This window comes from Ensifer adhaerens (assembly GCF_028993555.1).
Lineage (GTDB): Bacteria > Pseudomonadota > Alphaproteobacteria > Rhizobiales > Rhizobiaceae > Ensifer > Ensifer adhaerens_I.
In genome coordinates this window covers 1,747,111-1,771,485 of sequence record NZ_CP118610.1, presented here as the reverse complement: position 1 = coordinate 1,771,485, position 24,375 = coordinate 1,747,111, and the positions used below count along the sequence as shown (strand labels likewise).

General features: G+C 62.1%; 22 protein-coding genes. 12 read left to right on the top strand and 10 right to left on the bottom strand.

What is annotated here, in order from left to right:
* Positions 1-107: 107 nt before the first annotated feature.
* Positions 108-716 carry a pyridoxamine 5'-phosphate oxidase family protein gene (locus PWG15_RS08570; protein WP_275023976.1) on the top strand — a complete coding sequence of 203 codons (609 nt, stop codon included), beginning with the start codon at positions 108-110 and terminating at the stop codon, positions 714-716.
* 62 nt (positions 717-778) lie between these two features.
* Positions 779-1,576 carry a M15 family metallopeptidase gene (locus PWG15_RS08565; RefSeq protein WP_275023975.1) on the top strand — a complete coding sequence of 266 codons (798 nt, stop codon included), beginning with the start codon at positions 779-781 and terminating at the stop codon, positions 1,574-1,576.
* A gap of 30 nt (positions 1,577-1,606) precedes the next feature.
* Here PWG15_RS08565 and PWG15_RS08560 read toward each other — a convergent pair whose 3' ends face one another.
* The 3 genes from PWG15_RS08560 to fumC all read right to left on the bottom strand — a co-directional run bounded on the left by PWG15_RS08560 (position 1,607) and on the right by fumC (position 5,079).
* Positions 1,607-2,251, bottom strand: a complete 645-nt coding sequence (locus PWG15_RS08560; RefSeq protein WP_275023974.1) for a L,D-transpeptidase — start codon at positions 2,249-2,251, stop codon at positions 1,607-1,609.
* Positions 2,252-2,426: 175 nt separating this feature from the next.
* Positions 2,427-3,497 (bottom strand): GGDEF domain-containing protein, encoded by a 1,071-nt coding sequence (locus tag PWG15_RS08555; RefSeq protein WP_275023973.1) that lies wholly within the window; start codon positions 3,495-3,497, stop codon positions 2,427-2,429.
* A gap of 190 nt (positions 3,498-3,687) precedes the next feature.
* Entirely contained in the window at positions 3,688-5,079 is a 1,392-nt protein-coding gene (fumC, locus tag PWG15_RS08550) for a class II fumarate hydratase (RefSeq protein ID WP_275023972.1), read from the bottom strand.
* A gap of 509 nt (positions 5,080-5,588) precedes the next feature.
* Here fumC and PWG15_RS08545 point away from each other — a divergent pair.
* Positions 5,589-7,481, top strand: a complete 1,893-nt coding sequence (locus tag PWG15_RS08545) for a L,D-transpeptidase family protein (RefSeq protein WP_275023971.1) — start codon at positions 5,589-5,591, stop codon at positions 7,479-7,481.
* Positions 7,482-7,530: 49 nt separating this feature from the next.
* Here the strand turns inward: PWG15_RS08545 and PWG15_RS08540 are convergent, their stop codons facing one another.
* Complete coding sequence (locus tag PWG15_RS08540) at positions 7,531-8,208, bottom strand: HAD family hydrolase (RefSeq protein WP_275023970.1); 678 nt, start codon at positions 8,206-8,208, stop codon at positions 7,531-7,533.
* Between the two features lie 224 nt (positions 8,209-8,432).
* Here PWG15_RS08540 and rpiA point away from each other — a divergent pair, with 224 nt between their 5' ends.
* The 3 genes from rpiA (at position 8,433) to gor (ending at position 11,374) form a co-directional block, all read left to right on the top strand.
* Positions 8,433-9,128, top strand: a complete 696-nt coding sequence (gene rpiA / locus PWG15_RS08535) for a ribose-5-phosphate isomerase RpiA (RefSeq protein ID WP_275023969.1) — start codon at positions 8,433-8,435, stop codon at positions 9,126-9,128.
* Positions 9,129-9,249: 121 nt separating this feature from the next.
* Complete coding sequence (locus tag PWG15_RS08530) at positions 9,250-9,795, top strand: DUF2059 domain-containing protein (RefSeq protein WP_275023968.1); 546 nt, start codon at positions 9,250-9,252, stop codon at positions 9,793-9,795.
* Positions 9,796-9,985: 190 nt separating this feature from the next.
* Positions 9,986-11,374, top strand: a complete 1,389-nt coding sequence (gor, locus tag PWG15_RS08525) for a glutathione-disulfide reductase (protein WP_275023966.1) — start codon at positions 9,986-9,988, stop codon at positions 11,372-11,374.
* A gap of 5 nt (positions 11,375-11,379) precedes the next feature.
* On the opposite strand, the gene PWG15_RS08520 is transcribed toward gor, so the two are convergent.
* A complete protein-coding gene (locus tag PWG15_RS08520) occupies positions 11,380-12,243 on the bottom strand; it encodes a LysR family transcriptional regulator (RefSeq protein ID WP_275023965.1) in 864 nt (287 codons plus the stop codon).
* Positions 12,244-12,396: 153 nt separating this feature from the next.
* Here PWG15_RS08520 and PWG15_RS08515 point away from each other — a divergent pair, with 153 nt between their 5' ends.
* From PWG15_RS08515 to PWG15_RS08505, 3 genes are all read left to right on the top strand, one after another.
* Entirely contained in the window at positions 12,397-12,657 is a 261-nt protein-coding gene (locus PWG15_RS08515; protein ID WP_275023964.1) for a hypothetical protein, read from the top strand.
* Between the two features lie 381 nt (positions 12,658-13,038).
* Positions 13,039-14,412: a class II 3-deoxy-7-phosphoheptulonate synthase gene (locus PWG15_RS08510; RefSeq protein ID WP_275023963.1), complete on the top strand. Its 1,374-nt coding sequence runs from the start codon at positions 13,039-13,041 to the stop codon at positions 14,410-14,412.
* 189 nt (positions 14,413-14,601) lie between these two features.
* Positions 14,602-15,000: a GFA family protein gene (locus PWG15_RS08505; protein ID WP_275023962.1), complete on the top strand. Its 399-nt coding sequence runs from the start codon at positions 14,602-14,604 to the stop codon at positions 14,998-15,000.
* Positions 15,001-15,004: 4 nt separating this feature from the next.
* On the opposite strand, the gene PWG15_RS08500 is transcribed toward PWG15_RS08505, so the two are convergent.
* From PWG15_RS08500 to PWG15_RS08480, 5 genes are all read right to left on the bottom strand, one after another.
* Positions 15,005-15,922 (bottom strand): helix-turn-helix domain-containing protein, encoded by a 918-nt coding sequence (locus PWG15_RS08500; protein WP_275023961.1) that lies wholly within the window; start codon positions 15,920-15,922, stop codon positions 15,005-15,007.
* Between the two features lie 196 nt (positions 15,923-16,118).
* Positions 16,119-17,858, bottom strand: a complete 1,740-nt coding sequence (locus tag PWG15_RS08495) for a pilus assembly protein TadG-related protein (protein ID WP_275023960.1) — start codon at positions 17,856-17,858, stop codon at positions 16,119-16,121.
* A 1-nt stretch (position 17,859) separates the two neighbouring features.
* Positions 17,860-18,282 (bottom strand): TadE/TadG family type IV pilus assembly protein, encoded by a 423-nt coding sequence (locus tag PWG15_RS08490; RefSeq protein WP_275023958.1) that lies wholly within the window; start codon positions 18,280-18,282, stop codon positions 17,860-17,862.
* Positions 18,283-18,564: 282 nt separating this feature from the next.
* A complete protein-coding gene (locus PWG15_RS08485; protein WP_275023957.1) occupies positions 18,565-19,113 on the bottom strand; it encodes a DUF1003 domain-containing protein in 549 nt (182 codons plus the stop codon).
* 113 nt (positions 19,114-19,226) lie between these two features.
* The gene (locus PWG15_RS08480; protein WP_275023956.1) at positions 19,227-21,155 is read right to left on the bottom strand and encodes an LTA synthase family protein; all 1,929 of its coding nucleotides are present in this window, start codon (positions 21,153-21,155) and stop codon (positions 19,227-19,229) included.
* A gap of 268 nt (positions 21,156-21,423) precedes the next feature.
* Here PWG15_RS08480 and PWG15_RS08475 point away from each other — a divergent pair, with 268 nt between their 5' ends.
* Genes PWG15_RS08475 through PWG15_RS08465 form a run of 3 tightly spaced genes read left to right on the top strand, consistent with a single transcriptional unit; the run spans position 21,424 to position 24,301 of the window.
* The gene (locus PWG15_RS08475; protein WP_275023955.1) at positions 21,424-23,106 is read left to right on the top strand and encodes an NAD+ synthase; all 1,683 of its coding nucleotides are present in this window, start codon (positions 21,424-21,426) and stop codon (positions 23,104-23,106) included.
* A 3-nt stretch (positions 23,107-23,109) separates the two neighbouring features.
* Positions 23,110-23,445 carry a hypothetical protein gene (locus PWG15_RS08470; protein WP_275023954.1) on the top strand — a complete coding sequence of 112 codons (336 nt, stop codon included), beginning with the start codon at positions 23,110-23,112 and terminating at the stop codon, positions 23,443-23,445.
* Between the two features lie 28 nt (positions 23,446-23,473).
* Entirely contained in the window at positions 23,474-24,301 is an 828-nt protein-coding gene (locus tag PWG15_RS08465) for a TolB family protein (protein ID WP_275023953.1), read from the top strand.
* The last annotated feature ends 74 nt before the right edge of the window (positions 24,302-24,375 follow it).

Genomic DNA, 24,375 nt, shown 5'->3' with positions numbered 1-24,375 from the left:
CATCAGGCTGTCATGCTATCGGTCGAAGGGTCGCTTTAGCCTCCGGAATCGCAACGCAATCCGCGCCCTGCCGGCGATCCGGAGATCTTTCGGTATTGGAGGACGGCATGTCGATCATCACCTCGGTCGAGGAACTCAACGCGCTCTATGGCGGTGTCAGCGAAGCTTCGGTGGCAAAGGTCACCAAGACGCTGACGGCAGAATATCGGCTGATGATCGAAGCTTCGCCCTTCTGTGCGCTGGCGACCGTCGGGCCGGAAGGGCTCGACTGTTCGCCGCGCGGTGACGACGATTGCGTCGTTCGGATCGCCGACGACAGGACGGTGATGCTTCCCGACTGGCGCGGCAACAATCGGGTCGATTCGCTCGCAAACATCGTGCGCGATCCGCGTGTGGCGCTGATGTTCCTGATCCCCGGCTCGAACACGACCATGCGCATCAACGGCACGGCGGTGCTCAGCATCGATCCCGACTTGACCGGGAGTTTCGAGGTCGACGGCAAGCATCCGCGCAGCGTGATTGTTGTGACCATTGTTGAAGTCTATTTCCAATGTGCCCGTGCGGTGACGCGCGCGCAGCTCTGGAACCCGGAACGCTTCCTCGATCCGGCAACGCTGCCGACGCCGGGCACGCTGCTGAAGGCCGCCAAGGCGGATTTCGACCGCGAAACCTATGACCGAGAATGGCCCGAGCGCGCCGCCAAGACCATGTGGTAGGCTGCCGTCCGGGCGACCGCTGCGGTCGCCCATCTCGGCGGTGTGCGCGAGCGGAGGCGACGGTGCGGCGGCAAGCTCTGACAGGTATATACGCACTCCTCCTCGCGCTCTTGGGCAGCACGGCGGTAGACGCCGAGCCAAGCCTGTCAGAGAAACTCAGCCTGCTGGCCAAAGCCTACCCTGATGCTATCGAGCGGATCGATGGCAATGCGCTGATCCTGCGGGATGGCGGAGCACCGCTCGACATCGATGACGGCAGGAAAAAGAGCCATGCCGAGAAGCTGGCCGCGGCCGACATCGAGGACAGCCTGTCACAGATCTATCCTCCGGGTGCGTGCGCGAAACCGCCGGCCATAGACTTCGATCCGGGTCGCATCCGCAGCGATGCGTTGCTGAAACGGCTCTATGGTGGTAGCGCTGCGGCCGTCAGGCGGGACCTCGTCACGGTCGACTGGTTCGGCGAACGGTTGCAGGTGACCGGGAAATACGGAGCGGCAAAGGCCCTGAAGGCGGTCGCTGCTGATCTTTCGCGGCAGCCGGAGCTCCGGCGCTATCTCAGCCCGAGCGCCGGCACTTTCAACTGGCGGACGATTGCCGGAGCCGCGACCCTTTCGGTCCATAGTTTCGGTGCGGCGATCGATCTCAACACCGGCTTTGCCGATTACTGGCGCTGGGCTGGGAAGGCCAAGGGAAAGCTCGGCTATCGCAACCGCTATCCGCTTGAGATCGTCCAGATTTTCGAGCGGCACGGCTTCATCTGGGGTGGCCGCTGGTACCACTTCGATACGATGCATTTTGAGTACCGGCCGGAGCTGATTGCGATTGCACGGGCCGCAGGAGCCAACGCCTGCGGCCGCTAGCCGGTATTCACTGGTGGTTTTGCTGCGAACTCAATCGCGAACGATGACCGTGGCGCCGATCTCGACGCTGGCATAGAGGTGTTCGACATCCTCATTGGCCATGCGGATGCAGCCCGAGGACATCGCCTTCCCGATCGACGACGGCTGGTTGGTGCCGTGAATGCGGTAGATGCTGGATCCGAGATACATGGCGCGGGCGCCGAGCGGGTTGTCGATGCCGCCCTTCATGCTGGCTGGCAGGATCTTGCCCTTTTTCGCCTCGCGCACCCGCATTTTTTCCGGCGGCACCCAGGTCGGCCATTCGGCCTTGCGGCTCACGGTGTTGGTGCCGGTCCAGAGGAAGCCGCTGCGACCGACGCTGACGGCATACTTGACCGCAACACCGCCGCCGAGGACGTGGTAGAGGCGGCGCTCGGAATTGTCGACGATGATCGTGCCGGGGGCAGCGGCTTCGCTGAAGGCAACCAGTTCACGCGGGATCGGCGACTGGCTGATGTTGCGGCGCGCGGTTTTTGCCTTTGCGCTGCCTTTCGAAAGAAGCTGAAGCGAACTGGTCTTGACGGTGGCGCTGTCGAGCGAGGCGACGGTGATCGGCGCGGCGTCCGAGGCCATGGCCAACGGGGCGGCGCCGGTAAAGAAGCTGGTGGCAATCAGGGCTGCGAGAATGGTCTTCATGGTGGTTCCCCTCGGTTGTGGGAACCGTCCGCGCCTGTCCTCAAGCGGTAGTTTCCCGTTGAGAACCGTTCTAGCGGTTGTGGCGAAAAATGGCTGTTTCCAAAGGAACGCGCTGCTTTAACGCCAAAGGCGCCCGAAAGGGGCGCCAATTGTCAGTTGCAGAACGTGACAAGGGTCAGCGGCGGTAGATCAGCCAGTTGCGGCCGGATTCCTTGCGCATGCCGTCTTCGAAGAGAACTGTCTTGTTGCGTCCGCCATTCTTGGCCGAATAGAGCGCGATATCCGCCTTGTTGTAGAGATCGACAGGATCCTCGGCAGCGGTTGCCATGCAGACGCCGACCGAAAGCGTGATCGGGCCGTAATTGACCCCCGTCTTCGAGTTCCGGAATGGCGTTGCCGCGAGCACCGTGCGGATGCGATCGGCGATCTGCAGGCATTCTTCCTGGGTGCTGTCGCCAAGGATGATGGCGAACTCCTCACCGCCGGTGCGCGCCACGAAGGCCTCGCGGCGCAGATTGGCGCGAAGGACGCCGCCGACGGTCGCCAGGATCTTGTCACCGACCGGATGGCCGAAGGTGTCGTTGACCTTCTTGAAATGGTCGATGTCGGCAACAAGCAGGCCGGTATAGTTTCTCAGGTGGTCGTTGTTGTAGACCGCGGCCAGATTGTCGTCGAAGGCACGGCGGTTGGCGAGACGCGTCAGCGAATCCGTATTGGCGATGCGCTTGTACTCGTCGAGTTCCTGCCGGATGACTTCCATCTCGAAGGACTTCTGCACGACCGTCTGTACGCGTTCCTTGCCCTGGCTCATCGTTTCGGCGGTCGCCTCGGTCAGGATGCCGATCGCATGGCGCAGGATGTCGGCGCTGGACGCGCTCTTGCTGACGATGTTGACATAGGCTTCGTCGAGAACCTTGTTGTAGTTCTCGAGCGCGTATTGCTCGTCCTTCAGAAGGGTGACGAGTTCGGCAAGCTTGGCTGCAAGCGTGGTGTGGGCGCGCTCGATGCCGTTCGAGCGGTGGATGTGGCTGAAGTACTGCGCTCCGATCGCGTCCAGTTCTTCCTGGGTCGCGCGGCTGCCGAGCGCTGCGAGCTCCTTGGAGAGCTGTGGGTTGGAGCCGAGATAGGCTTCGTAATAGAGCTCGTAGTTGCGGGGGATTGGCGCGACACCCATCATGCGCATGGCATGGGTCACTTGCGCTGCGATATCGGGCGTCTGCGATTTGCCCGAGTTTGCCGTTTGCATGTGCAAACCCCCTAATATTAATCAGTGCTTACGGGTTATGATTTTTAGGGGCAAATGATTTGCGAAGTCTTAATATTTGCCGCCGTCGCGTGCTGCCGCTTGATCGTCTGCGGCTTTTTCGGCCGGTTTGTTGCGGGATTGCGACTTCAGACCGCGGCGCCGTTGAGGCGCCGCAGTGTATCAGAATGGATCAGGCCGGGCTGATCATCGTTTCCGGGCGGACGACCGCGTCGAACTCTTCGTTCGTCACGTAGCCGCCGCCGACGGCTTCTTCACGCAGCGTCGTGCCGTTCTTGTGCGCGGTCTTGGCGATCTTGGCGGCGTTGTCGTAGCCGATCTTCGGGGCGAGTGCCGTCACCAGCATCAGCGAGCGGTCGAGTGCCGCCTTGATGTTGTCTTCGCGCGCCTCGATGCCGACGACGCAATTGTCGGTGAAGGACACGGCTGCATCGGCGAGCAGTTGGACCGACTGCAGGAAGTTGTAGGCCATCAGCGGGTTGAAGACGTTGAGCTCGAAATGGCCCTGGCTGCCGGCGAAGGTGAGCGCCGCGTGGTTGCCGAAGACCTGGACGCAGACCTGGGTCAGCGCTTCGCACTGGGTCGGGTTGACCTTGCCGGGCATGATCGACGAGCCAGGCTCGTTTTCCGGCAGCGACAGCTCGCCGAGACCGGAGCGCGGGCCGGAGCCGAGGAAGCGGATGTCATTGGCGATCTTGAAGAGTGCGGCCGCCGTCGCGTTGATCGCGCCGTGGCTGAAGACCATGGAGTCGTGGGCGGCGAGCGCCTCGAACTTGTTCGGCGCCGAGGTAAACGCGATGCCGGTGATCTTGGCGATCTCTTCGGCAACCTTCTCGGCAAAGCCGATGGGTGCGTTAAGGCCGGTACCGACGGCCGTGCCGCCCTGGGCGAGTTCGCAAAGACCGGGAAGCGTCATCTCGATGCGCTTGATCGACGAGGCGACCTGGGCGGCGTAGCCGGAGAATTCCTGGCCGAGCGTCAGCGGCGTTGCGTCCTGGGTGTGGGTGCGGCCGATCTTGATGATGTGGTCGAACGCCTTCACCTTGGCTTCGAGCGCCTTGTGCAGGTGCTTCAGTGCCGGCAGCAGGTCATGGATCACCCGTTCCGCGCAGGCGATGTGCATCGCCGTCGGGTAGGTGTCGTTCGACGACTGGCTCATGTTGACGTGGTCGTTCGGATGCACCGGCTTCTTCGAGCCCATGACGCCGCCCAAAAGCTCAATGGCGCGGTTCGAGATGACCTCGTTGGCATTCATGTTCGACTGGGTACCGGAGCCGGTCTGCCACACGACGAGCGGGAAATGGTCGTTGAGCTTGCCGTCGATCACTTCCTGAGACGCCTTGACGATGGCATCGGCGACGGTCGAATCCAGCCGGCCAAGCGCCTGGTTGGTGCGGGCGGCTGCCTGCTTGACGATGCCGAGCGCCCGGACGATGGAGGCCGGCTGCTTTTCCCAACCAATCTTGAAATTGCCGAGCGAGCGCTGGGCCTGGGCGCCCCAATAGCGGTCGTTTGCCACTTCGATGGGGCCGAACGTATCTGTTTCCGTGCGCGTCGATGTCATCGTGATACCTGCCTTGATCATGCGGTTCATGAAGCCTGGGCGAGGGGCCGGGTGGCGCATCTCCCCAGGGTGCCGGGCCTCTCTCTGCCCCGCTTGCTGTAGCTTGTAAAGGGGCGTGGCGAGGCTTGCCATGCTACAATCGTTTGAAACGGTGCAGTGCAACAAGGCGGCCCTGAGTGAACGTGATTCGCTCGCTTGCGGCCGGCGGGCGCCGTTGTGATGTTTCGGTCACATGCGCTGCGTTCTTTTCGGGCGCCGATTGGCCGCTTCAGCCGGTCCATGAGCTTCTGCCAAAATAAAATCCATATGGATCAAATTTTTATCCCCTTTCGAACGTTATGGAATCGAGGCGTTTGCTGGGGCGGAGAAGGAGATCCAAGGTCGATGTTCGCGGGCGCGTTTCCTTTTCATTCACCATCCTTTTCTATAACTTTCAGTGCACGAGGGCGTGGCGAGAATCTGGCTTCAGCCGAATTCGGCGACAACGCGATACGGGGACGTAGTTTCATATGAAAGTAATTAAGACGGCAGCGATCGTGGCGCTCATGAGCGGCTGTGCGATCGCGACCATGGATGCGCGGCCGGCTTCGGCCTTCACATTCGGCGATTTCATCCGGGCAGGCCGGAAAAAGACCGAGGCTCAGCAGGTCCAGCCGACCCAGCCGCTGCCGGGCGTGGGTACGATGCTCGACCCGCAGCAGGATGCGGCCAAGCCGCTGCCGAAGGTCACAGGCCCGAAGTATTACACCTACAAGGCGGAGCCGCTGCGTCGCATCTCGACCGACAAGCTGCTCGATCCGGTCGTTACCGGATCCGTGCGCAACGATGCGCTGCCGCCGATGCTGCGCATGCCGCTCGCCGATGCGCGGCAGTTCCTTCCGGAAATCAACGTGCGCGCTTCGGGCGATGTCGCCAAGGCGGTCGAAGCCCATTACGGTGCCCGCATGGATTACATCTGGATCGGCGCTGAAGGCGTGAATGCCAAGGCAAAGGCGGCAGTCGCCGTTCTCGCCGACGCAGCCAAGGTCGGCCTCGATCCGCAGGATTATGCCGTTACCGTACCGGCGGACACTTTCGACCGCGGCGACATGATCGCGCGGGAGAAGGAACTGCTGCAGTTCGAAATCGCTTTGTCGGCGGCAACGCTGACCTATGCGCAGGACACAGTGCGCGGCCGTATCGATCCGAACAAGATCTCCGGCTACCACGACTTCAAGCGCAAGACTGTCGAACTCGCCCCGCTTCTCGACAAGCTGTCTGCGAGCAGCGACGTCGCCACGCTCCTCAACGACCAGAACCCGAAGAGCGCGCAGTTTGCGGCCCTTTCCGTCGAGCTGGAGAAGTTGAGGGCGGAAACGGGCGCCGAGCAGCGCGTAGAGATCGCGCCCGACACGCTCTTGAAGCCGGGCCAGAGCAATCCCGAGCTCGCCAACATCATTGCCGGTATTCGCCTCAAGGGATCGGAGGCGCTGAAGTCCGAGCACGCGGCGGTTCTCGCCGCCTACCAGGGAACGCCGGAATACACGCCGGAACTGGTAACTGTGGTCGAAGCTTTCCAGAAGGAGCACGGGCTGAAGGCTGACGGCGTCGTCGGCCAGGCGTCGGTGCGTATCCTGACGGGCGGCGACAGCGTCGCCAACAAGATCAACAAGCTCGAGATCGCCATGGAGCAGGCACGCTGGCTGCCGGACGGTCTCGGTAATCGCTACGTCTTCATCAACCAGCCGGCGTTCACCGCGACCTATACCGACCAGGGCGCCGAGCAGTTCTCGATGCGCGTCGTCGTCGGCTCGAAGACGAACCAGACCTACTTCTTCCAGGACGAAATCCAGACGGTCGAGGTCAATCCGTACTGGGGCGTGCCGCAGTCGATTATCGTCAACGAGATGCTGCCGAAGCTCAGGAGCGACCCGAACTACCTCGATCGCATGGGCTATCAGGTCGAGGTCGGTGGACGCCCGGTCCCCTCGGCATCGGTCAACTGGAACGGCTCGACCGCTTCGGTCGCAGTACGCCAGCCGCCGAGCAGTGACAATGCGCTCGGCGAGCTGAAGATCCTGTTCCCGAACGCGCATGCGATCTACATGCACGACACCCCGTCGAAGAGCTTCTTCAAGCGCGACAACCGGGCACTCAGCCACGGCTGCGTGCGGCTCGCCGATCCGCGCCTGATGGCGGCTGCGGTGCTCGGTACGAGCGTCGAGGATGTCGGCAAGGAGATCGCCGGCGGCCGCAACAAGGCGCTGCAGGTTCCGGCGAAGGTGCCGGTCTATGTCGCCTATTTCACGGCCTGGCCGAACAAGGACGGCGTCGTCGAGTATTTCAACGATGTCTATGAGCGCGACATGTACATGAACCGCGCCTTCGACGCGACGCGGGGCGCCCGCAGAGCCGAAGGATAAGGCACACGAAAAGGAAAAGGCCGCTTCGAGCGGCCTTTTTTCTATTCCATCATCGGGCTTCGAGAAGCGCCGAGACCAGTTCCGGCGTCAACTCGTCGAAGTGGCTGATAATTTTCGTCGGTTCCAGGCTTTCGACAGGAACGTCGGAGTAGCCGAAGGGAACCGCAATCGACGGCACCGCTGCATTGCGGGCGACGAGGAAGTCGTTGAGGCTGTCGCCGACCATCACCGAGCGCTCGGCTGACCCGCCGGCATTGGCAACAGTCCTGAGCAGATGCTCGGCATCCGGCTTACGCACTTCGAAGGTGTCACCACCGGAAATCGCCGCGAAGCGTTCGATCAGCCCCAGGCGTTCGAGAAGGCGCTTTGCCAGCTTTTCCGGCTTGTTGGTGCAGACCGCCAGCCTGTAGCCGGCGCCGGAGAGGCGGTCGAGGGCGTCGACGAGGCCCGGATAGGGGAGCGAATCGCCGGGCATCGAGCCGTGGTAAAAATCGACGAACTCCCTGAGCTGCCATTCGAGCACGTCTTCGGTGAGCGGCTTTTGCCGAAGGGCGAAGGTGCGTTCGATCATGGCGCGTGCGCCGTGACCGACAAGATGGGTCAGATCGGCATAGCCGACCGGGGCGATGCCCGCCTGGGTCACCGCATGGTTGAGGCTCGCGACCAGGTCCGGAGCGGTATCGACGAGCGTTCCGTCGAGATCGAAGACGACTATGGGGGATGACACCGAAAAACCTCATGGCACCGGACACATTGCAGTTCGGGTAGGCGAAGTGACCTCAAAATGCAATGGGGAGTACATATCCCAAGTACTCCGGAATCCTTGGCAGCAATTTCATTTTGACTTTTGTTTGCGTCGCCGGGCGTGTAAGTGTCTCAGCGGAAAACGGGCTGGCCGTTCGCTGTTTGCAGCAAAGCCGTCCGTCGGAATTACAAGGGAGCGACTGGCGCATGGACGCCCGCGAAATGAAAATCAAAGCCGCAGCAGCGGCTCTGGAATATGTCGAAGACGGCATGCGCCTCGGCATCGGCACGGGCTCCACGGCTGAGGAATTTGTCCGTCTGCTGGCTGAAAAGGTCGCCGCGGGCTTCCGTATCGAAGGTGTGCCCACCTCGGAGCGTACCGCGCGGCTTTGCCTTGAGCTCGGCGTGCCGTTGAAGTCGCTCGACGAACTGCCGGAACTGGACCTGACGATCGACGGTGCCGACGAGGTCGATGGCCGGCTGCGGCTGATCAAGGGTGGCGGCGGCGCGCTGCTGCGCGAGAAGATCGTTGCGAGCGCCTCCAAGCGAATGATCGTGATCGCCGACGAATCGAAGGTCGTCGAAGTTCTCGGCGCCTTCAAGCTGCCGATCGAGATCAATCCCTTCGGTCAGGTTGCGACCCGGATCGCCATTGAAAAGCTGGCATCGCGCCTCGGCCTTTCAGGCGAAATTGCCGTGCGTCAGTCCCATGACGGCGCCTTCAAGACCGATGGCGGGCACCTCATTCTCGATGCATCTTTTGGCCGTATTCCTGATGCAGATGCGCTCGCGGGAGAGCTGAATGCCATTCCCGGCGTCGTCGAGCATGGGCTTTTCATTGGCATCGCGTCGCTGGCAATCATTGCAGGGCCGGAACAGGCACGCATTCTGACTGCGTCCTGAGCCGGCTCCCGACAGCCCGCAATGGGCTGGGAGCGGTAAAGACAACAGGTTTCCACACATGCGGGCCTGGCGGCGGCAATCGCCCGGGCAGCATGCGACAAACACAGGAGCAAGGGTAAAAATGAACAAACTCGCAGGTCTTGTCCGCACATTCGCTGCCACCGCGGTTCTGCTTTCCGCATCGATTCCGGCGGTTAAGGCCCAGGACGTCTCCGAAGAGCAGATCAAGGCAGCGCGCGCGACGATCGCAGCGCTTGGCGTGACCAACAGCTTCGACAACATTCTGCCGAACCTTGCCGAACGGCTGAAGAACACGCTGATCCAGGCATCGCCGAACCATCAGGAACTGATCACCGCGACGGTTGACGACAAGGCGTTGGCCCTTGCCGCCCGCCGTGCAGACCTCGAGAACGAAGCCGCGACGATCTACGCCAAGACCTTTACGCTGGAAGAGCTGAACGCGATCACGGAATTCTACGGCTCTGCTGCCGGCAAGAAGCTCCTGAACGACGGCCCGATCGCATCGCGCGAGCTGCTGAAGGCGGCCGACATCTGGGCTGCGGGCGTTTCCCGCGACCTGAACCAGGAAGCCACCAAGTCGCTCGACGACAAGGTTGGCAGCACGCAGCCGGCTGCCGAAGGCGCCGTCCAGGCGCCGGCGCAATAACCGTCGCCGTCCAAGGTCCATCACGTTTCGAGGAGCCCGGAGAGATCCGGGCTTTTCTTTTGGCCGGGGGCACCACTATATGTGCGTGCGGTGCGGCCATCGGCTGGCCGTGACCGGCTGCCGAACGCACGATCGTTCGGCGCGCTTTCCATTTCGCCATTCCGGCCCGCTTGCTTTCAGGAGACTGCCCATGCCCGCGTTCGACTATGACCTCTTCGTAATCGGTGGCGGGTCCGGCGGCGTCAGAAGCGGCCGCCTGGCGGCAAGCCTCGGTAAGAAGGTGGCGATTGCAGAAGAGTTTCGGTACGGCGGCACCTGCGTCATTCGCGGCTGCGTGCCGAAGAAGCTCTATGTTTACGCGTCGCAGTTTTCCGAACATTTCGAAGACGCAGCCGGCTTTGGCTGGTCGGTCGGCCAGAGCCGCTTCGACTGGAAGAAACTGGTTGCCGCCAAGGAACAGGAAATCACCCGGCTCGAAGGGCTCTACCAGAAGGGCCTGAACAATGCCGGCGCCGAAATCCTGCATACGCGCGCCGAGCTCGTCGGCCCCAACACGGTTCGCCTGCTCGACAGCGGCAAGACCGTCACGGCCGAGCGGATCGTCATCGCCGTCGGCGGTCATCCGACGCCGCACGACGCCCTGCCGGGGCACGAGCACTGCATTTCCTCGAACGAGGCCTTCGATCTCCCAGAACTGCCTAAGTCGATCCTGATTGCGGGTGGCGGCTACATCGCCGTCGAATTCGCCAACATCTTCCACGGCCTCGGCGTCGAAACGACACTGATCTACCGCGGCAAGGAGATCCTGTCGCGCTTCGACCACGACCTGCGCCGCGGTCTGCATGCCGCGATGGAAGAGAAGGGCATTCGCATCCTGTGCGAGGACATCATCCAGTCTGTCGCCCTGAACGCGGACGGCAAGCGCGTGGCACAGACAAAGAAGCACGGTGAGATCGTTGCCGACCAGGTGATGCTGGCGCTCGGGCGCGTGCCAAACACCAAGGGTCTGGGTCTGGAGGCCGCAGGCGTCAAGACCGATGAGCGTGGCGCCATCGTCGTCGACGCCTTCTCCCGCACCAGCGCACCGGGCATCTATGCGCTCGGCGACGTGACCGACCGCGTTCAGCTGACGCCGGTCGCGATCCACGAGGCCATGTGCTTCATCGAGACCGAGTACAAGAACAATCCGGTGTCGCCGGATCACGACCTGATCGCCACCGCCGTCTTCTCGCAACCCGAGATCGGCACCGTCGGCCTGACGGAAGAGGAGGCCGGGCGCCGGTTCGACGAGCTGGAAGTCTATCGCGCCGAATTCCGGCCGATGAAGGCGACGCTTTCGGGTCGCAGGGAAAAGATGATCATGAAGCTGATCGTCAACGCCGCCGACCGCAAGGTGCTCGGTGCCCACATCCTTGGTCACGACGCCGGAGAAATGGCCCAGCTACTGGGCATCTCGCTGAAGGCTGGCTGCACCAAGGACGATTTCGACCGGACCATGGCAGTGCACCCGACGGCAGCGGAAGAACTGGTGACGATGTATTCGCCGTCCTACCGCATCCGCAAGGGCGAGCGTATCTAACTGCCTCAGGCGGATGCGCCTGCCAACCGCGCTTCCTCGCGCTTGAACAGGTCGGCGAGGCGATCGATGACCGTCCGGACTTCCGGGCGGCGGCGATCGTCATCGTTGGCCGCGATCCATAGCGGATGCGTCAGGCTCTCGATCAAGCCGCCCTCGCGTTTGAGGAGCGGATCGCCGTCGCCAACAAGGGCCGGCAGGACGCCGCGCCCGGCGCCGTTCCGGATCAGCCGCGCGAGGAAAGCGGGACTGTCGGTCCACGTGTGGATCTGCTGCTCGCGGTTTTCAAACACCCACTTCTCGGCCGGCGAGCCGGCAACTTCCGTACCGATCGAGATCCACGGAAAGTCATCGCGCTCCGGCATGTTGCCGGCGCGATAGACGGCGTAGGCGATGTTCACCGAGCGGCGTACAGCCACATTGCCGGATCGGGGCTGTTCATGGAGCACGGCGACGTCGGCCTCTCTGAAGGTCAAGTCGAAGCCGCGACGGGCATGCTTGCAGCAGAAGCGAAAGCCGTCGCCCCAGGAGCGGATATCCATCGCATGGTCGGCGACGAAGCCGGCCACCCAGGCATCGCCTGCGACCGAGACGATGGGCAGCGCGAATGCGTCGCGGTGCCAGTCGGAGATGCTGTCGGCGGCATTCTGCATGGCGCGGACATGTTCGAACAGGATCTGGCCGTCATGGGCGAGGCGGTAGCCCTGCTGGCTGCGGATGAAGAGCGCCCGGCCGATCGTGCGTTCGAGCGCAAGCATGCGGCGGCCGATGGTCGGCGCGCTCAAGCCTGTCCGCGTGGCGGCGCCGCTCAATCCGCCTTCGGTCGCGACATGATAAAACAGTTTCAGATCGTCCCAGGCTGGCTCAGCCATATGCTCTCCTTGACAGTCACCGTCTCCTACTAGCGCGGGTCGGTCTCGTTTGCGTCCGTTCGCGGATGAAAGACGTCTTTCAGTGCCGCGCCTACAACGCTCCAGGAGAAGACATTAGGTCTCCCGGTGTCCCAAGGCAAAGGAGGCGAGAACATGCTTGAGCACTGGGCAGTCATGTGGACGACGCTCCAATGCCAACACCGGCGGGGGCCGTGCAAGAGTTTTGACGATCCGCTTGACGGACCGGAGTGGCGTGGGCTGCACTGGGTGCTGCCGATCCTGTCGTTCCTGCTGTTGCGCCGGCGCAGGCGCCAAGTGCGCCTGACGCGTGCCCCAGCCGCGCCGGTCGCAGGTGCACTCTGGGGCATCAGTGCCAGCCGCTGCGGGCCGAAAGCTGCTGGACATGATCGATGAACGGATTGTTGCCTATGTCGCCAACCGCGCTGCACGACAGTGGCGGTAGCGAATTGGCGGCACTATCTCGTTGAAACTGCGCATAATTCTTTCGTGCCGCCGCCTTCGCTTTTCGAGATTGTGCGCTGACCGGACATATCCTTGCGCCCTGTACGTCCTGCAAAGCAATGAATTCTGGTAGGATGGCTTTCCAAGCGTTTCCTTAACGTCTATAAGCCCGCATTCCGCGGCGTTTCCGCCTGGAGTGGGCACAAGGCCGGGCTCAGCGTCCGGGGCAGGGCACGCGGATGTGAGTGAAATTTCCGAATACCGGGCGGCCGCCTTCGGCCGTCAGGGCGCGACCCGCGCGGACAGAACCGCGGCAGACAACAGGTGATCGAAATGGCACAGACTTGGACTCCAAACAGCTGGCGGCAGAAACCCATCCAGCAGGTGCCGGACTATCCGGACCTGGCAGCGCTTGAGGCGACCGAAGCGCGCCTCGCGAAGTATCCGCCGCTGGTGTTTGCAGGCGAAGCGCGCCGTTTGAAGAGTGCCCTTGCCAACGTCGCCGAAGGTCGCGGCTTCCTGCTGCAGGGCGGCGACTGCGCCGAGAGCTTCGCCGAGCACGGCGCCGATACGATCCGCGACTTCTTCCGCGCCTTCCTGCAGATGGCCGTCGTCCTGACCTTCGGCGCGCAGCAGCCGGTGGTAAAGGTCGGCCGCATCGCCGGCCAGTTCGCCAAGCCGCGCTCTTCAGGCGTTGAGAAGCAGGGTGACGTGACGCTGCCGTCGTACCGTGGCGACATCATCAACGGCATCGAGTTCACGGAGGAAGCGCGTATCCCGAACCCGGAACGCCAGATCATGGCTTACCGCCAGTCGGCCGCGACGCTGAACCTTCTGCGCGCCTTTGCGATGGGTGGCTATGCCAACCTCGACAACGTGCACCAGTGGATGCTCGGCTTCGTCAAGGACAGCCCGCAGGCGGAACGCTACCGCAAGCTCGCCGACCGGATCTCCGAGACCATGGACTTCATGAAGGCGATCGGTATCACCTCGGAAAACCATCCGAGCCTGCGCGAGACCGACTTCTTCACCAGCCACGAGGCGCTGCTGCTCGGCTACGAGCAGGCGCTGACGCGCGTCGATTCGACCTCGGGCGACTGGTACGCGACGTCGGGCCACATGATCTGGATCGGCGACCGTACCCGTCAGCCCGACCATGCGCACATCGAATACTGCCGCGGCATCAAGAACCCGCTCGGTCTCAAGTGCGGTCCTTCGCTGACGGCCGATGGCCTGCTCGAGCTGATCGACCTCTTGAACCCGGCCAACGAAGCCGGACGCCTGACCCTCATCTGCCGCTTCGGCCATGACAAGGTGGCCGAACATCTGCCGCGCCTCATCCGCGCGGTCGAGCGCGAAGGCAAGAAGGTCGTCTGGTCCTGCGACCCGATGCACGGCAACACCATCACGCTCAACAACTACAAGACCCGTCCGTTCGAGCGGATCCTGTCGGAAGTCGAAAGCTTCTTCCAGATCCATCGCGCCGAAGGCACGCATCCGGGCGGCATCCATATCGAGATGACCGGCAACGACGTGACGGAATGCACGGGCGGCGCCCGCGCGCTTTCCGGCGACGACCTTGCCGACCGTTACCACACCCATTGCGATCCGCGCCTCAACGCCGACCAGGCGCTGGAGCTTGCTTTCCTGCTCGCAGAACGCATGAAGGGCGGCCGCGACGAGAAGAGAATGGTGGTCAACGGTTGATCTAAGTCGCTGGCGTCGTTCAACTTTTCTGAACTTCGCTTAGGCGCTTTGAATTTGACAATGCCGGGTCGGCTCTGGAAGCTGGCCCGGCATTTTCGTGTCTGGAGCAGGAAGCGGCGTGTGTGGTCGTTTGCCTGCAGCCACCTCATGACAGTGTGAAACAAGATGATCGCGACCTTGGGGGAGACAATGCCGGACATTCACAATGGAAGTTGCCTTTGCGGGGCAGTGCGCTTTGCAGCGCGTGGCGAGCTGCGCGAACTGATCTATTGCCATTGCAGCCAGTGCCGCAAGCAGACCGGCCTCTACTACGCAGCGACCAATGTCGAGGATCAGGACCTTGCGGTGGAGGGGGGCGAGAACGTCACCTGGTATAGGGCAAGCGATAGCGCCAGTCGCGGCTTCTGCCGGCATTGCGGATCGGCGTTGTTCTGGAAGGCGGACGGGCTTGGCTATACCTCGATCCTGGCTGGCGCCTTCGAGAAGCCGACCGAGCTGAAGGGCGGCTACCACATCTTCTGCGAAGACCAGGGAGACTTCTACGAGATCGCGGACGACTTGCCGCAATATGCGGCCGGACGCAACTGAGCGATCACTCCGGTGTGCTCGTTGCCTGCCGAACCGCCTGCTCGAAGCCGTTGGCAAGGCCAGCCATCTTGACCGATTGCCACTGACAATATTCGTCGAGCAGGCGTTCGCCGAGCCAGAACAGACCGCGCTGGCCCTCGCCGGCGCGACCTATCAGGCCCGCATCCTGGGCGCGGGTGAAAATTCGCCTGATATGCGTGTTGGAGATCATGTAGTGCGTGGCGAGTTCCGAGAGGCTCGCTTCCAGCCAGACCTTGCCGTCGACCGGATCGAGGCTTTGCGGCCGCGACATGAGATCGTCGAGCAGCAGGCCGCCGCACTCGGTCCAGACGAAGGCGGCCACCGCTTCCGGCGGCTCGTTCCAACGGTGGTCGGCGAGCAGCAGGCGGGTGGCGATCGGTTGGGCGCGGTCGAAGATCGTCCGATCCGCTTCGACGCGCTGAAGGCGGCCCTTGCCATCGAAACGGTCGAGTGTGCCCATCTGGGTCATGAACCAGCGCAGCATCGCGCCTTCGCTGATCTCGGTCGGCTCCAGCGGCCGCACCTTCTTTCTGGCACGACCGCCATCGGCATCGCGCAGCAGTTTGTAGGTCAGCAGTTCGGCGATGAAGGCCGCGGCGGTGTTGCGGCTGGCGCCGCCCATCTCGTGCATGAACTTCAGCAGGCGCGCGGTAGTGATGCCCGTCTCGGGATTGGCTGGATCACGCTCGAGGTGAAGCGTGTAGACAGCTTGGCTCAGCGTCCATTTCTGATGGGAGGCGACGAGGCGGGCGACCCGCGGGAAGACGTCAAACACCGACATCAGATCGCGGGCGCTCGCCTGAAGGATCGCCCGGAAGTTCGGATGATTGCGAAAATCCTCTGCGGTAAAGGCAAGTGCACCAGCTTGCGCAACGCCCTCATGCTCTGCCACGACACGCATTTGCTGCGCACACCCCCGATGCTTGCGCGGCTCGCCCGATGCATGAACTACAAGTTGCTCGGTCGTCAACCGCCACTCAGCCTAACCCCAAATAGCAGAAGTAGCTTGCTCATAACGTGTGAACAACCGATTTTGTTCAAACGGGGCGCGTGACGTTCAGCCGCCAGGCGCGCACCGAACGATTACCGGGTCTCCGTCACTGTACCAGCACGGGCGGCTGGCACTTGACGCCGGTGACGCGCACATCGGCCTCGCCAACCCGCACGCCGACGAGCAGGAGCAGGTTGTAGAGGAGATCATCGACCGGCTTGGTGACGGAACTTAGGGTCTGGGCAAGGGCCTGCTGGATGATCGTCGGGCTGCCGAGCGTGAGGAGCAGAACCTGGATGTTGAGGTCGAGGTTGTTGAGCAGCGTTTGGGTCGTGGAGGTGAGAATATCCTTCGTGGAGACGCTCTTGATCGATCGAGCCGCAATCTCGGATGGGCTGAAGCTCAGGCGCGAGACCTTGAGGTTCTGTGCTTCGACATGAGCGAGGGCATCGATCTTCACGACAAGGGCATCGACGAGGCGGGCCCTTTGCACGCGGGCATCCGACGAGAAGTTCGAAAGGACCGCCGGGTCGACGTCGCCGATCGCGATCTCGGCAATGCCCGGTACGGCATCCACGCTGACTGCCGCGTTCTCCGGGGTGCCGCCGTAGCAACGAATATCGGCAAGTTTCGCTTCGGAATAGGCAAGTTCGACGTAGATCGGCAGCCTTATGCGCATGCCGGCGAGCGCTGCAAGGCCATCGACGTTGACTTCGACGGCGAGGCGCGTCTGGGCGGTGCGTACGGCTGCGCCCGGGGTTCCGAGGCGATGGCTCGGCGTCTGGACCGGCGGCTCGCCGATCGCGAGCTTGACCTTGGCGGAGGCGATGCCGGGAAGTCCAGTGACGGCGTTGAGCGCGATCTGGTTCTGGCCATTGGCGATTGCTGCGGCCGCGGAGACGATCTGCAAGGCGCTGATCTTCATGGCCCAATCGGAACCGGCATTGACCTGCAGGCTCTTTTTCGGATCAAGGTTGAGGATATGCGCCAGTGTGACGGTCTTCTTGTTGTTTGCTGTCGAAAGCTCGATGCTTTTGAGCGCGGCCGTCACCGTACCCGAAAGACCCTGGACGAGCCGCATAGAGGACAGCAACTGCGGCATGGTCAGATTGGCCTTCAGCACGTCCTCATAGGACGCGGCGGTCAGGTTCAGCTTTGTCGCGACGATCTTGAGGAACGGCTGGACGTCGATGTCGGCGTCGATGAGCGCCTGATAATCCATGACCTTGAGGGAGATGGTCGTACCGAGCATTTGCCCGAGGATCGCGTTCAACAACCCGTCGTTCAGGCTGGCGAGACGCGAGCCGACAGAAAAGGCGGCAATCTTGGAACTGGCGGCCGTGCCGATAACGCTTAGGTCCGGCGGGGCGCTGAACATGGAAGCAAGGAAAATCTGGCCTTTCTTTTCGAGCAGCACCTGCACGGCATCGGTCGGCGTTGCGTCCTTGACGAAGCGTTGTCCAGCCTCGACGGAAGGGTCGGGGATGTAGCGACCGCGCGTCAGGCTAGCCACGCCATCCACCTTGCCCGTGCCGACATCGCTCAGCGGCAGCACCTTGCCACCGACCGTCATCAGACCGGTCGGTGTGGCCACGGCGTAGTTGAGGCCATTGTTGGAGAAGTAGTTGAGCACGGCCTTCTCGGCCGACGAGATGTTGGAGGCTGCGGCGATCGCGGCCAGGTCGACCGCCGACTGCATTTCACGTTTCTGCACGGTGAGATAGCCGTAGTCGATGCCGAGCCCCATCGAGGCGATCACCAGTGGCATGACCAGTGCAGCGGAGATGCCGATATTGGCGTCTCGCGATCGGAGCAGCGTGTACAGGTGCGTTGATCTCCACGACATGTCAGGCTCCTCCCACGCGTATGGTTGCAAAGCGCTCGATCTGGCTGCTTGGCATTGCGAATGTGAAAAGGTTAAAAATCGGGAGGTCGGCGGCGTCGTAATTGATGCGAACGGTGAACTGGTTGGCGTTGCTGGCGTCGTCTTTGACGGTCACGGTCATGCGCGAGGATTTGATGAAGGCCTGATCCATCGTGGTGCGGCGGATGTAGTCGGTCGCGAGGCGTTCACGCTCGCCTTCGGATAATCCGGCGATGGCTGTGCGCGCGGCATCGGCGGCGATCTGCTGTATGGAATGGGCCGCGCTGAGATAGATCCCGTAGGCGATCAAGGTCAGCACGCAAAGGAAGAAGAGTGGCGCTATGATTGCAAATTCGATTGCAGCGGCGCCGTCTTGGCGGCCTAAAAGGCGCTTGAAGTTGGACATTGCAGCATCTCCGCGTACCCACGTTGCTGTATCTTTCGAATGTCCCTGCACCCGTACGATGGTCCTCAAATATTAATTTTTTCGTACTCCGATAAGTTGTTGATTCCGTGCGGATTTCGCAGATGTTGCAAAACGTGTATTCACGGTTGAATTAGTGTTTATGAAAATGAGCTAGTTATCGCCCTTGACTTACGTGGGTGTCGCGGGCGTCCCGATCGCACCGACGCGCCGGCGCTGCACCCGGGGCGCCGGGGGCTGAATCTGTAATTTTCGGATGTTCGGTCAGTCGTGCCCGGGTGCCGAACGGTACTGCTCAAGCTGGCGGTTGAGCGTTGCAAGGTCCGCCCGCAATTCCGAGATCTCGCGCAGCAATACGTCATCGACCTTGTGGTGCAGGGCGATCAGTTCGACTTCCGACTTCAGGTTGACCTCGTAGTCCTTGGACGCTGCGAAGCGGTCGCGCTCAGCCTGGCGGTTCTGTGACATCATGATGATCGGGGCCTGCAGTGCGGCAAGCATGGAAAGCACGAGGTTGAGAAAGATGTAGGGGTAGGGGTCGAATGCTCCGGTGGCGAACAGCACCGAGTTCAGGATGACCCAGCAGACGAGAAATCCGCAGAACGTGACGATGAAGCTCCAGGAGCCGCCAACGCGGGCAATGTTGTCGGCGAGCTTGTCGCCGAAGGTCAGTCCGGCGTTAAAGGCGGCGTGGGAATCGGTTGAAAGGGTGCGCCGTTCCCGGGCATGCGACAGGATGCGGCGCTCGATTTCGCCGAGTTCGCTCAGCGGCTTGCCGAACAGTTGCTTCGATATGTCATTGAAATGCGCCATGGGGATCTCCGGAGTTGGCCGGAGACAATCTAGCGCTTCAGCGTCGCAAGGAAATCAGGCACCACCGGAAAATGAGGGGCCGGAGCGGCTGACGGCTGCTCCGGCCCCTTCGATCAGTGGGCCTCGACGCTGGCGAAGAGATCGGCGTGCGACTTGAAGAACCGATCGGTCGAGAAGCGGTCTCCGAACATCATGTCGTGCTGCAGGAAGCGGTAGTCGCGCAGAAGGGCGGGCACCTTCGGCTGGCGCGACCATTCGGCGACTTCCTTGCCGTTCTTGCGGATCAGCATGTAGCGGTCGACGACGCGATACTGGTCGTACACCTTGCCGAGGAAGCCGGTGTAATAGGGGTGCTCGTAGCCGGACTGCTTGAGGATCTGGTAGGAGAGGAAGGCCGGGCTGATCGTGCCGACGTTCTTCTTCGGGCCAGTCTTGTTCGACCAGACGACGAGTGGCGTTTCATGCTGCGCCTTCATCTGGTCCTTCGAACCCTTGCGCTCCGCGGTCACGCCCTTCATGAAGCCGGTGTTGGTATAGACCGTGTTCAGCGGCGGCAGATGGTCGCCGAAGAGCACGATGATCGTTTCGCGATCGCGCTTCTTGGCCCAGTCCATCAGCATCTTCAGGCTCTCGTCGGCCTCCTTGATGCCTTGGGCATAGGTGGCGAGCACCTGGCGATCCGCCTCCGGCAAGTCACCTTCGACCTTGATGGTGTTCTTGGCGTACCGGTTTGCCTCGTAGGGGCCGTGGCCCTGCAGCGTGACGGCGAAGAAGAAGAACGGATCGTCCATCGCGTCGGCCTGACGCATGATCTCGTGGGTCAGCGATTCGTCCGAGGCGAAGATGCCACGCTTCTGCATCGGCGGCATGTTCTCTTCCGACTTGAACATGTCGAAGCCGAAGGCCTTGTAGACCGCCGTGCGGTTCCAGAACCAGCTCTGGAAGGGATGGATGGCGCGCGAGACATAGCCTTCACCACGGAAGAAGGTGGCGAGCGACGGGATCGGGTTGCGGATATACTGCTGGTACGGAATGCTGCCATAGGGCAGGAAGGCGTTGGAGAAACCGGTCAGCGCCTCGAACTCGACGTTGGCGGTCATGCCGCCGAATTCCGGCGAGAACACGTTGCCCGACTGCATCTCGCGGATCGTCGGCATCGGATCGGGCGAGAGCTTGACGTTCGGCAGGCGCGTCGGATCCCAGAAGGACTCGCTCATCAGCACGATCACGTCGGGCTTGCCGCGATGCGACGTGCCGGCCGGAAGCGGCTTCACCGGAATGCGGTCGATGGCGTCGGCCATGTAGCCGGCAGGCGCGCTGACATTGGCCATGGGCAGGTTGATGGCGAAGGCGAGTGCAAAGCCGTTGTGCTTATAGTTCTCCGTCTGGTCCCACATGATGGGGATGACCTTCAGGCGGTCACGGATCCAGGAGAACTGGTTGTAATCCATGATGTTCCAGAAGGCGACAAGCAGCGGCAGCGCGAAAGCGAGACGGGCAACACGCTCGCGCGTCGTCAGCTTCGGGAAGGTCCGCCAGGCGAAACGCAACAGGAGAGCGATGGCGATGACCGCAGCGACAAGACCGACGGCGATACCAATGGCGGTCCAGGGGCGATCCTTCACCAGCACCGGCATCAGTTCCATGATCTGACGGCCGAACAGGAAATCCGTCGGATAAAGCGGATCGGACAGGAAGACCTGCTTCTGCTGGCAGACGACGGCGGGAATGATGGCAAGCGGCGCAATCACCACGGCCGACTTGTGCTCGCGACCAAAAATGCCATCGACGGCCAGCATGATCAGGAAAAATGCGCCGACGGTGGTTAGCGCCGGGCGCGTCGGGTCGAGTATATAGGCGACCGCATCGGACATCGACTGACGCACGATCAGCTCGACGAGGAAGACCAGCGAGGTCGCGACGAACAAAGAGAACAATGCGCTGCGGGTGGCCGCAAGCGTCTTGGCGTGCCGTGCGGTGAAGCCGGGTCTATCGACGTAGACGCGCGAACCTCTCGCGACAGCGGAATCGATACTAGCCAACGTATTCTCCAGTTTCATAAATGTGTCGTGTAACTGTCATACGCCCGTCATTTTGAACAGGGGATGAATGGTTTCTTAACGGGGTTTGAGAACAGCTTTTCGTGACGTGAGGGCGCTGTAGCGGTCGTTCATAAGAACCGGGAAAGACAGAATTTTTCGGTTTTTTTTGCCCGTCGGCGATTGCCTGTGGGTATTTTCCCGCGGATTGCGCTAAAGAACATTGCGAAAGTCAGACGCAATCGCTCAGAAAAGACCGACAGGCCCGCTCATGACCGCTCACAAGACCGCTCCCTCGATCCTGCGCATCGCAGTCGCCCAGCTCAATCCAACGGTGGGCGACATCGCCGGAAACCTGGCCAAGGCGCGCGAGGCGCGTGCCGACGCGGCGCGCCAGGGCGCCGATCTCCTGCTGCTGACGGAACTGTTCATTTCCGGCTATCCGCCCGAGGATCTCGTGTTGAAGCCGGCCTTCCTGAAGGCCTGCCTGCAGGCGGTCGAAAAGCTGGCTGCCGAAACGGTTGACGGAGGCCCGGGCGTCATCATCGGTTTCCCGCGTCAGGCCAAGTCCGGGCGCCACAATTCGGTTGCCGTGCTTGACGATGGCAAGGTGATTGCAATCCGCGACAAGGTCGATCTGCCGAACTACGGCGAGTTCGACGAAAAGCGCGTCTTCGATCAGGGCGAGATGCCGGGGCCGGTCAATTTCCGGGGCGTGCGCATCGGCATTCCGATCTGCGAGGATATCTGGGGCGACCTCGGTGTTTGCGAGACGCTGGCCGAAAGCGGGGCTGAAATCCTGCTGTCGCCGAACGGATCGCCCTACTACCGCGGCAAGGTCGATGTACGCCACCAGGTGGTGCTGAAGCAGGTGCTCGAAACCGGCCTGCCGATGATCTATGCCAACCAGCTGGGCGGCCAGGACGAACTGGTCTTCGACGGCGCAAGCTTCGCTTTCAACACCGACAAGTCGCTGGCTTTCCAGATGAGCCAGTTCGAAGAGGCCGTGACCATTGTCGAATGGAAGAAGGGCGATAGCGGCTGGCATTGCGAGAGCGGGCTCAAGTCGCGGTTGCCGGAGCAGGAGGAGGCGGACTATCGCGCCTGCATGCTCGGCTTCCGTGACTACGTGAACAAGAACGGCTTCAAGAACGTCGTGCTCGGTCTTTCCGGCGGTATCGATTCTGCGATCTGCGCTGCACTCGCCGTGGATGCGCTCGGTGAGGAGCGGGTGCGTACCATCATGCTGCCCTATCGCTACACCTCGCAGGAATCGCTGAAGGACGCCAAGGAATGTGCCGCAGCGCTCGGCTGCCGCTACGATATCGTGCCGATCTCCGAGCCGGTCGAGGGGTTCTTGAGCGCTCTGTCCGATACGTTCGAAGGGACTGAGTCCGGCATCACCGAGGAGAACCTGCAGAGCCGCACGCGCGGCACAATCCTGATGGCGATCTCCAACAAGTTCGGCTCGATGGTTGTGACGACCGGCAACAAGTCGGAGATGTCGGTAGGCTATGCCACGCTCTATGGCGACATGAACGGCGGCTTCAACCCGATCAAGGACCTCTACAAGATGGAGGTCTACGCGATTTCGCGCTGGCGCAACACCACGGTTCCGCCGGGCGCGCTTGGACCCTCCGGCGTGGTCATTCCGCACAACATCATCGACAAGGCGCCCTCGGCCGAGCTTCGGCCCAACCAGACGGACCAGGATTCGCTGCCGCCCTATCCGGTGCTGGACGACATTCTCGAATGCCTGGTGGAAAAGGAGATGGGGACCGACGAGATCGTGGCCCGCGGTCATGACGAGGCGACGGTTCACCGGGTCGAGCACCTGCTCTACATCGCCGAATACAAGCGGCGGCAGTCGGCGCCGGGCGTCAAGATTACCAAGAAGAATTTTGGCCGCGACCGCCGTTACCCGATTACCAACCGCTTCCGTGATCGGGGCTAGGATGTGACGACCTCCAGCGAAGGGCACGACGGCACGGACCAATATCGTCGGTTCACGGACGAGGAAATCCGGCTGATGCGCCTATGGTCGGTGAGCGACGTCTCGGCCGCAAGGCAGGTTTCCGCGCAGATCGCCTATTTCGCGACACCGGCCGTCTTCGGTGTCTACGGCCTTGCCACCGGCAGCGTCGTTATCCTCGGCGTCGCCTTCGTCTGCATTCTGCTGCTCTTGGCCTGGGGCCTCGTTTCGAGCTTTCGGGACCAACGCAATTCAATTCTGATGCAGTCGGTCTGCGCCAAGATCCTGGCGATGCCTGAAACGGGCGACGAACGCAGATAGCGGCCTTGCTGCCGGGGGGGAGAACACTATGCGCAGTTCCGTCGAAACCTATGACATTGCGACCGGTGAAACGCAGATCGTCTGGCAGACGGATCGGCTGGTCGAGGCACCGAACTGGTCGCGGGACGGAACGCATCTGATCATCAACGGCGACGGTCGTCTCTATCGCCTCGGCTTTGACGGTTCGGAGCCGACGGAGATCGACACCGGCTTTGCCACTCTCTGCAACAACGATCACGGCATTTCGCCGGATGGCGGCACCATCGCGATCAGCGACAAGACGGAGTTCGGCAAGTCGGCGATCTATCTGCTTCCGGCTGCAGGCGGCACGCCGCGGCTCGTCACCCGCAACCTGCCATCCTACTGGCACGGCTGGTCGCCGGATGGACGAAGGGTGACCTATTGCGGCATCCGCGACCAGGTCTTCGACATCTACACGATTTCGGTTGATGGCGGCGAGGAGCAGCGGCTGACCCACGGGGAAGGCCGCAACGACGGGCCTGACTGGTCGGCGGATGGCGAATGGATCTATTTCAACTCCAGCCGGACGGGGTGCATGCAGATCTGGCGCGTGCGGCCGGATGGCAGCGATATCACCCGGATCACCGACAGTCCCTATGGCGACTGGTTTCCGCATCCGTCGCCGGATGGCAAGCACCTGCTGGTGCTTTCCTATGACGGCGACGTTTTCGATCATCCGCGCGATCTCGACGTCCGCCTGCGGCTGATGGATATGGATGGCGGCAACCCGCACATCCTCTTCGAACTTTTCGGCGGGCAGGGAACGATCAATGTTCCCAACTGGTCGCCATCGGGCGATCGCTTCGCCTTCGTTCGCTATCAGCCGGAAAGCTGACAACGCTGGACAAGTATCAGTGCGGCGTGCTAGCGATGGCCTCGTTCGCAGGGCGCATCCGATCCGCGGGAAGG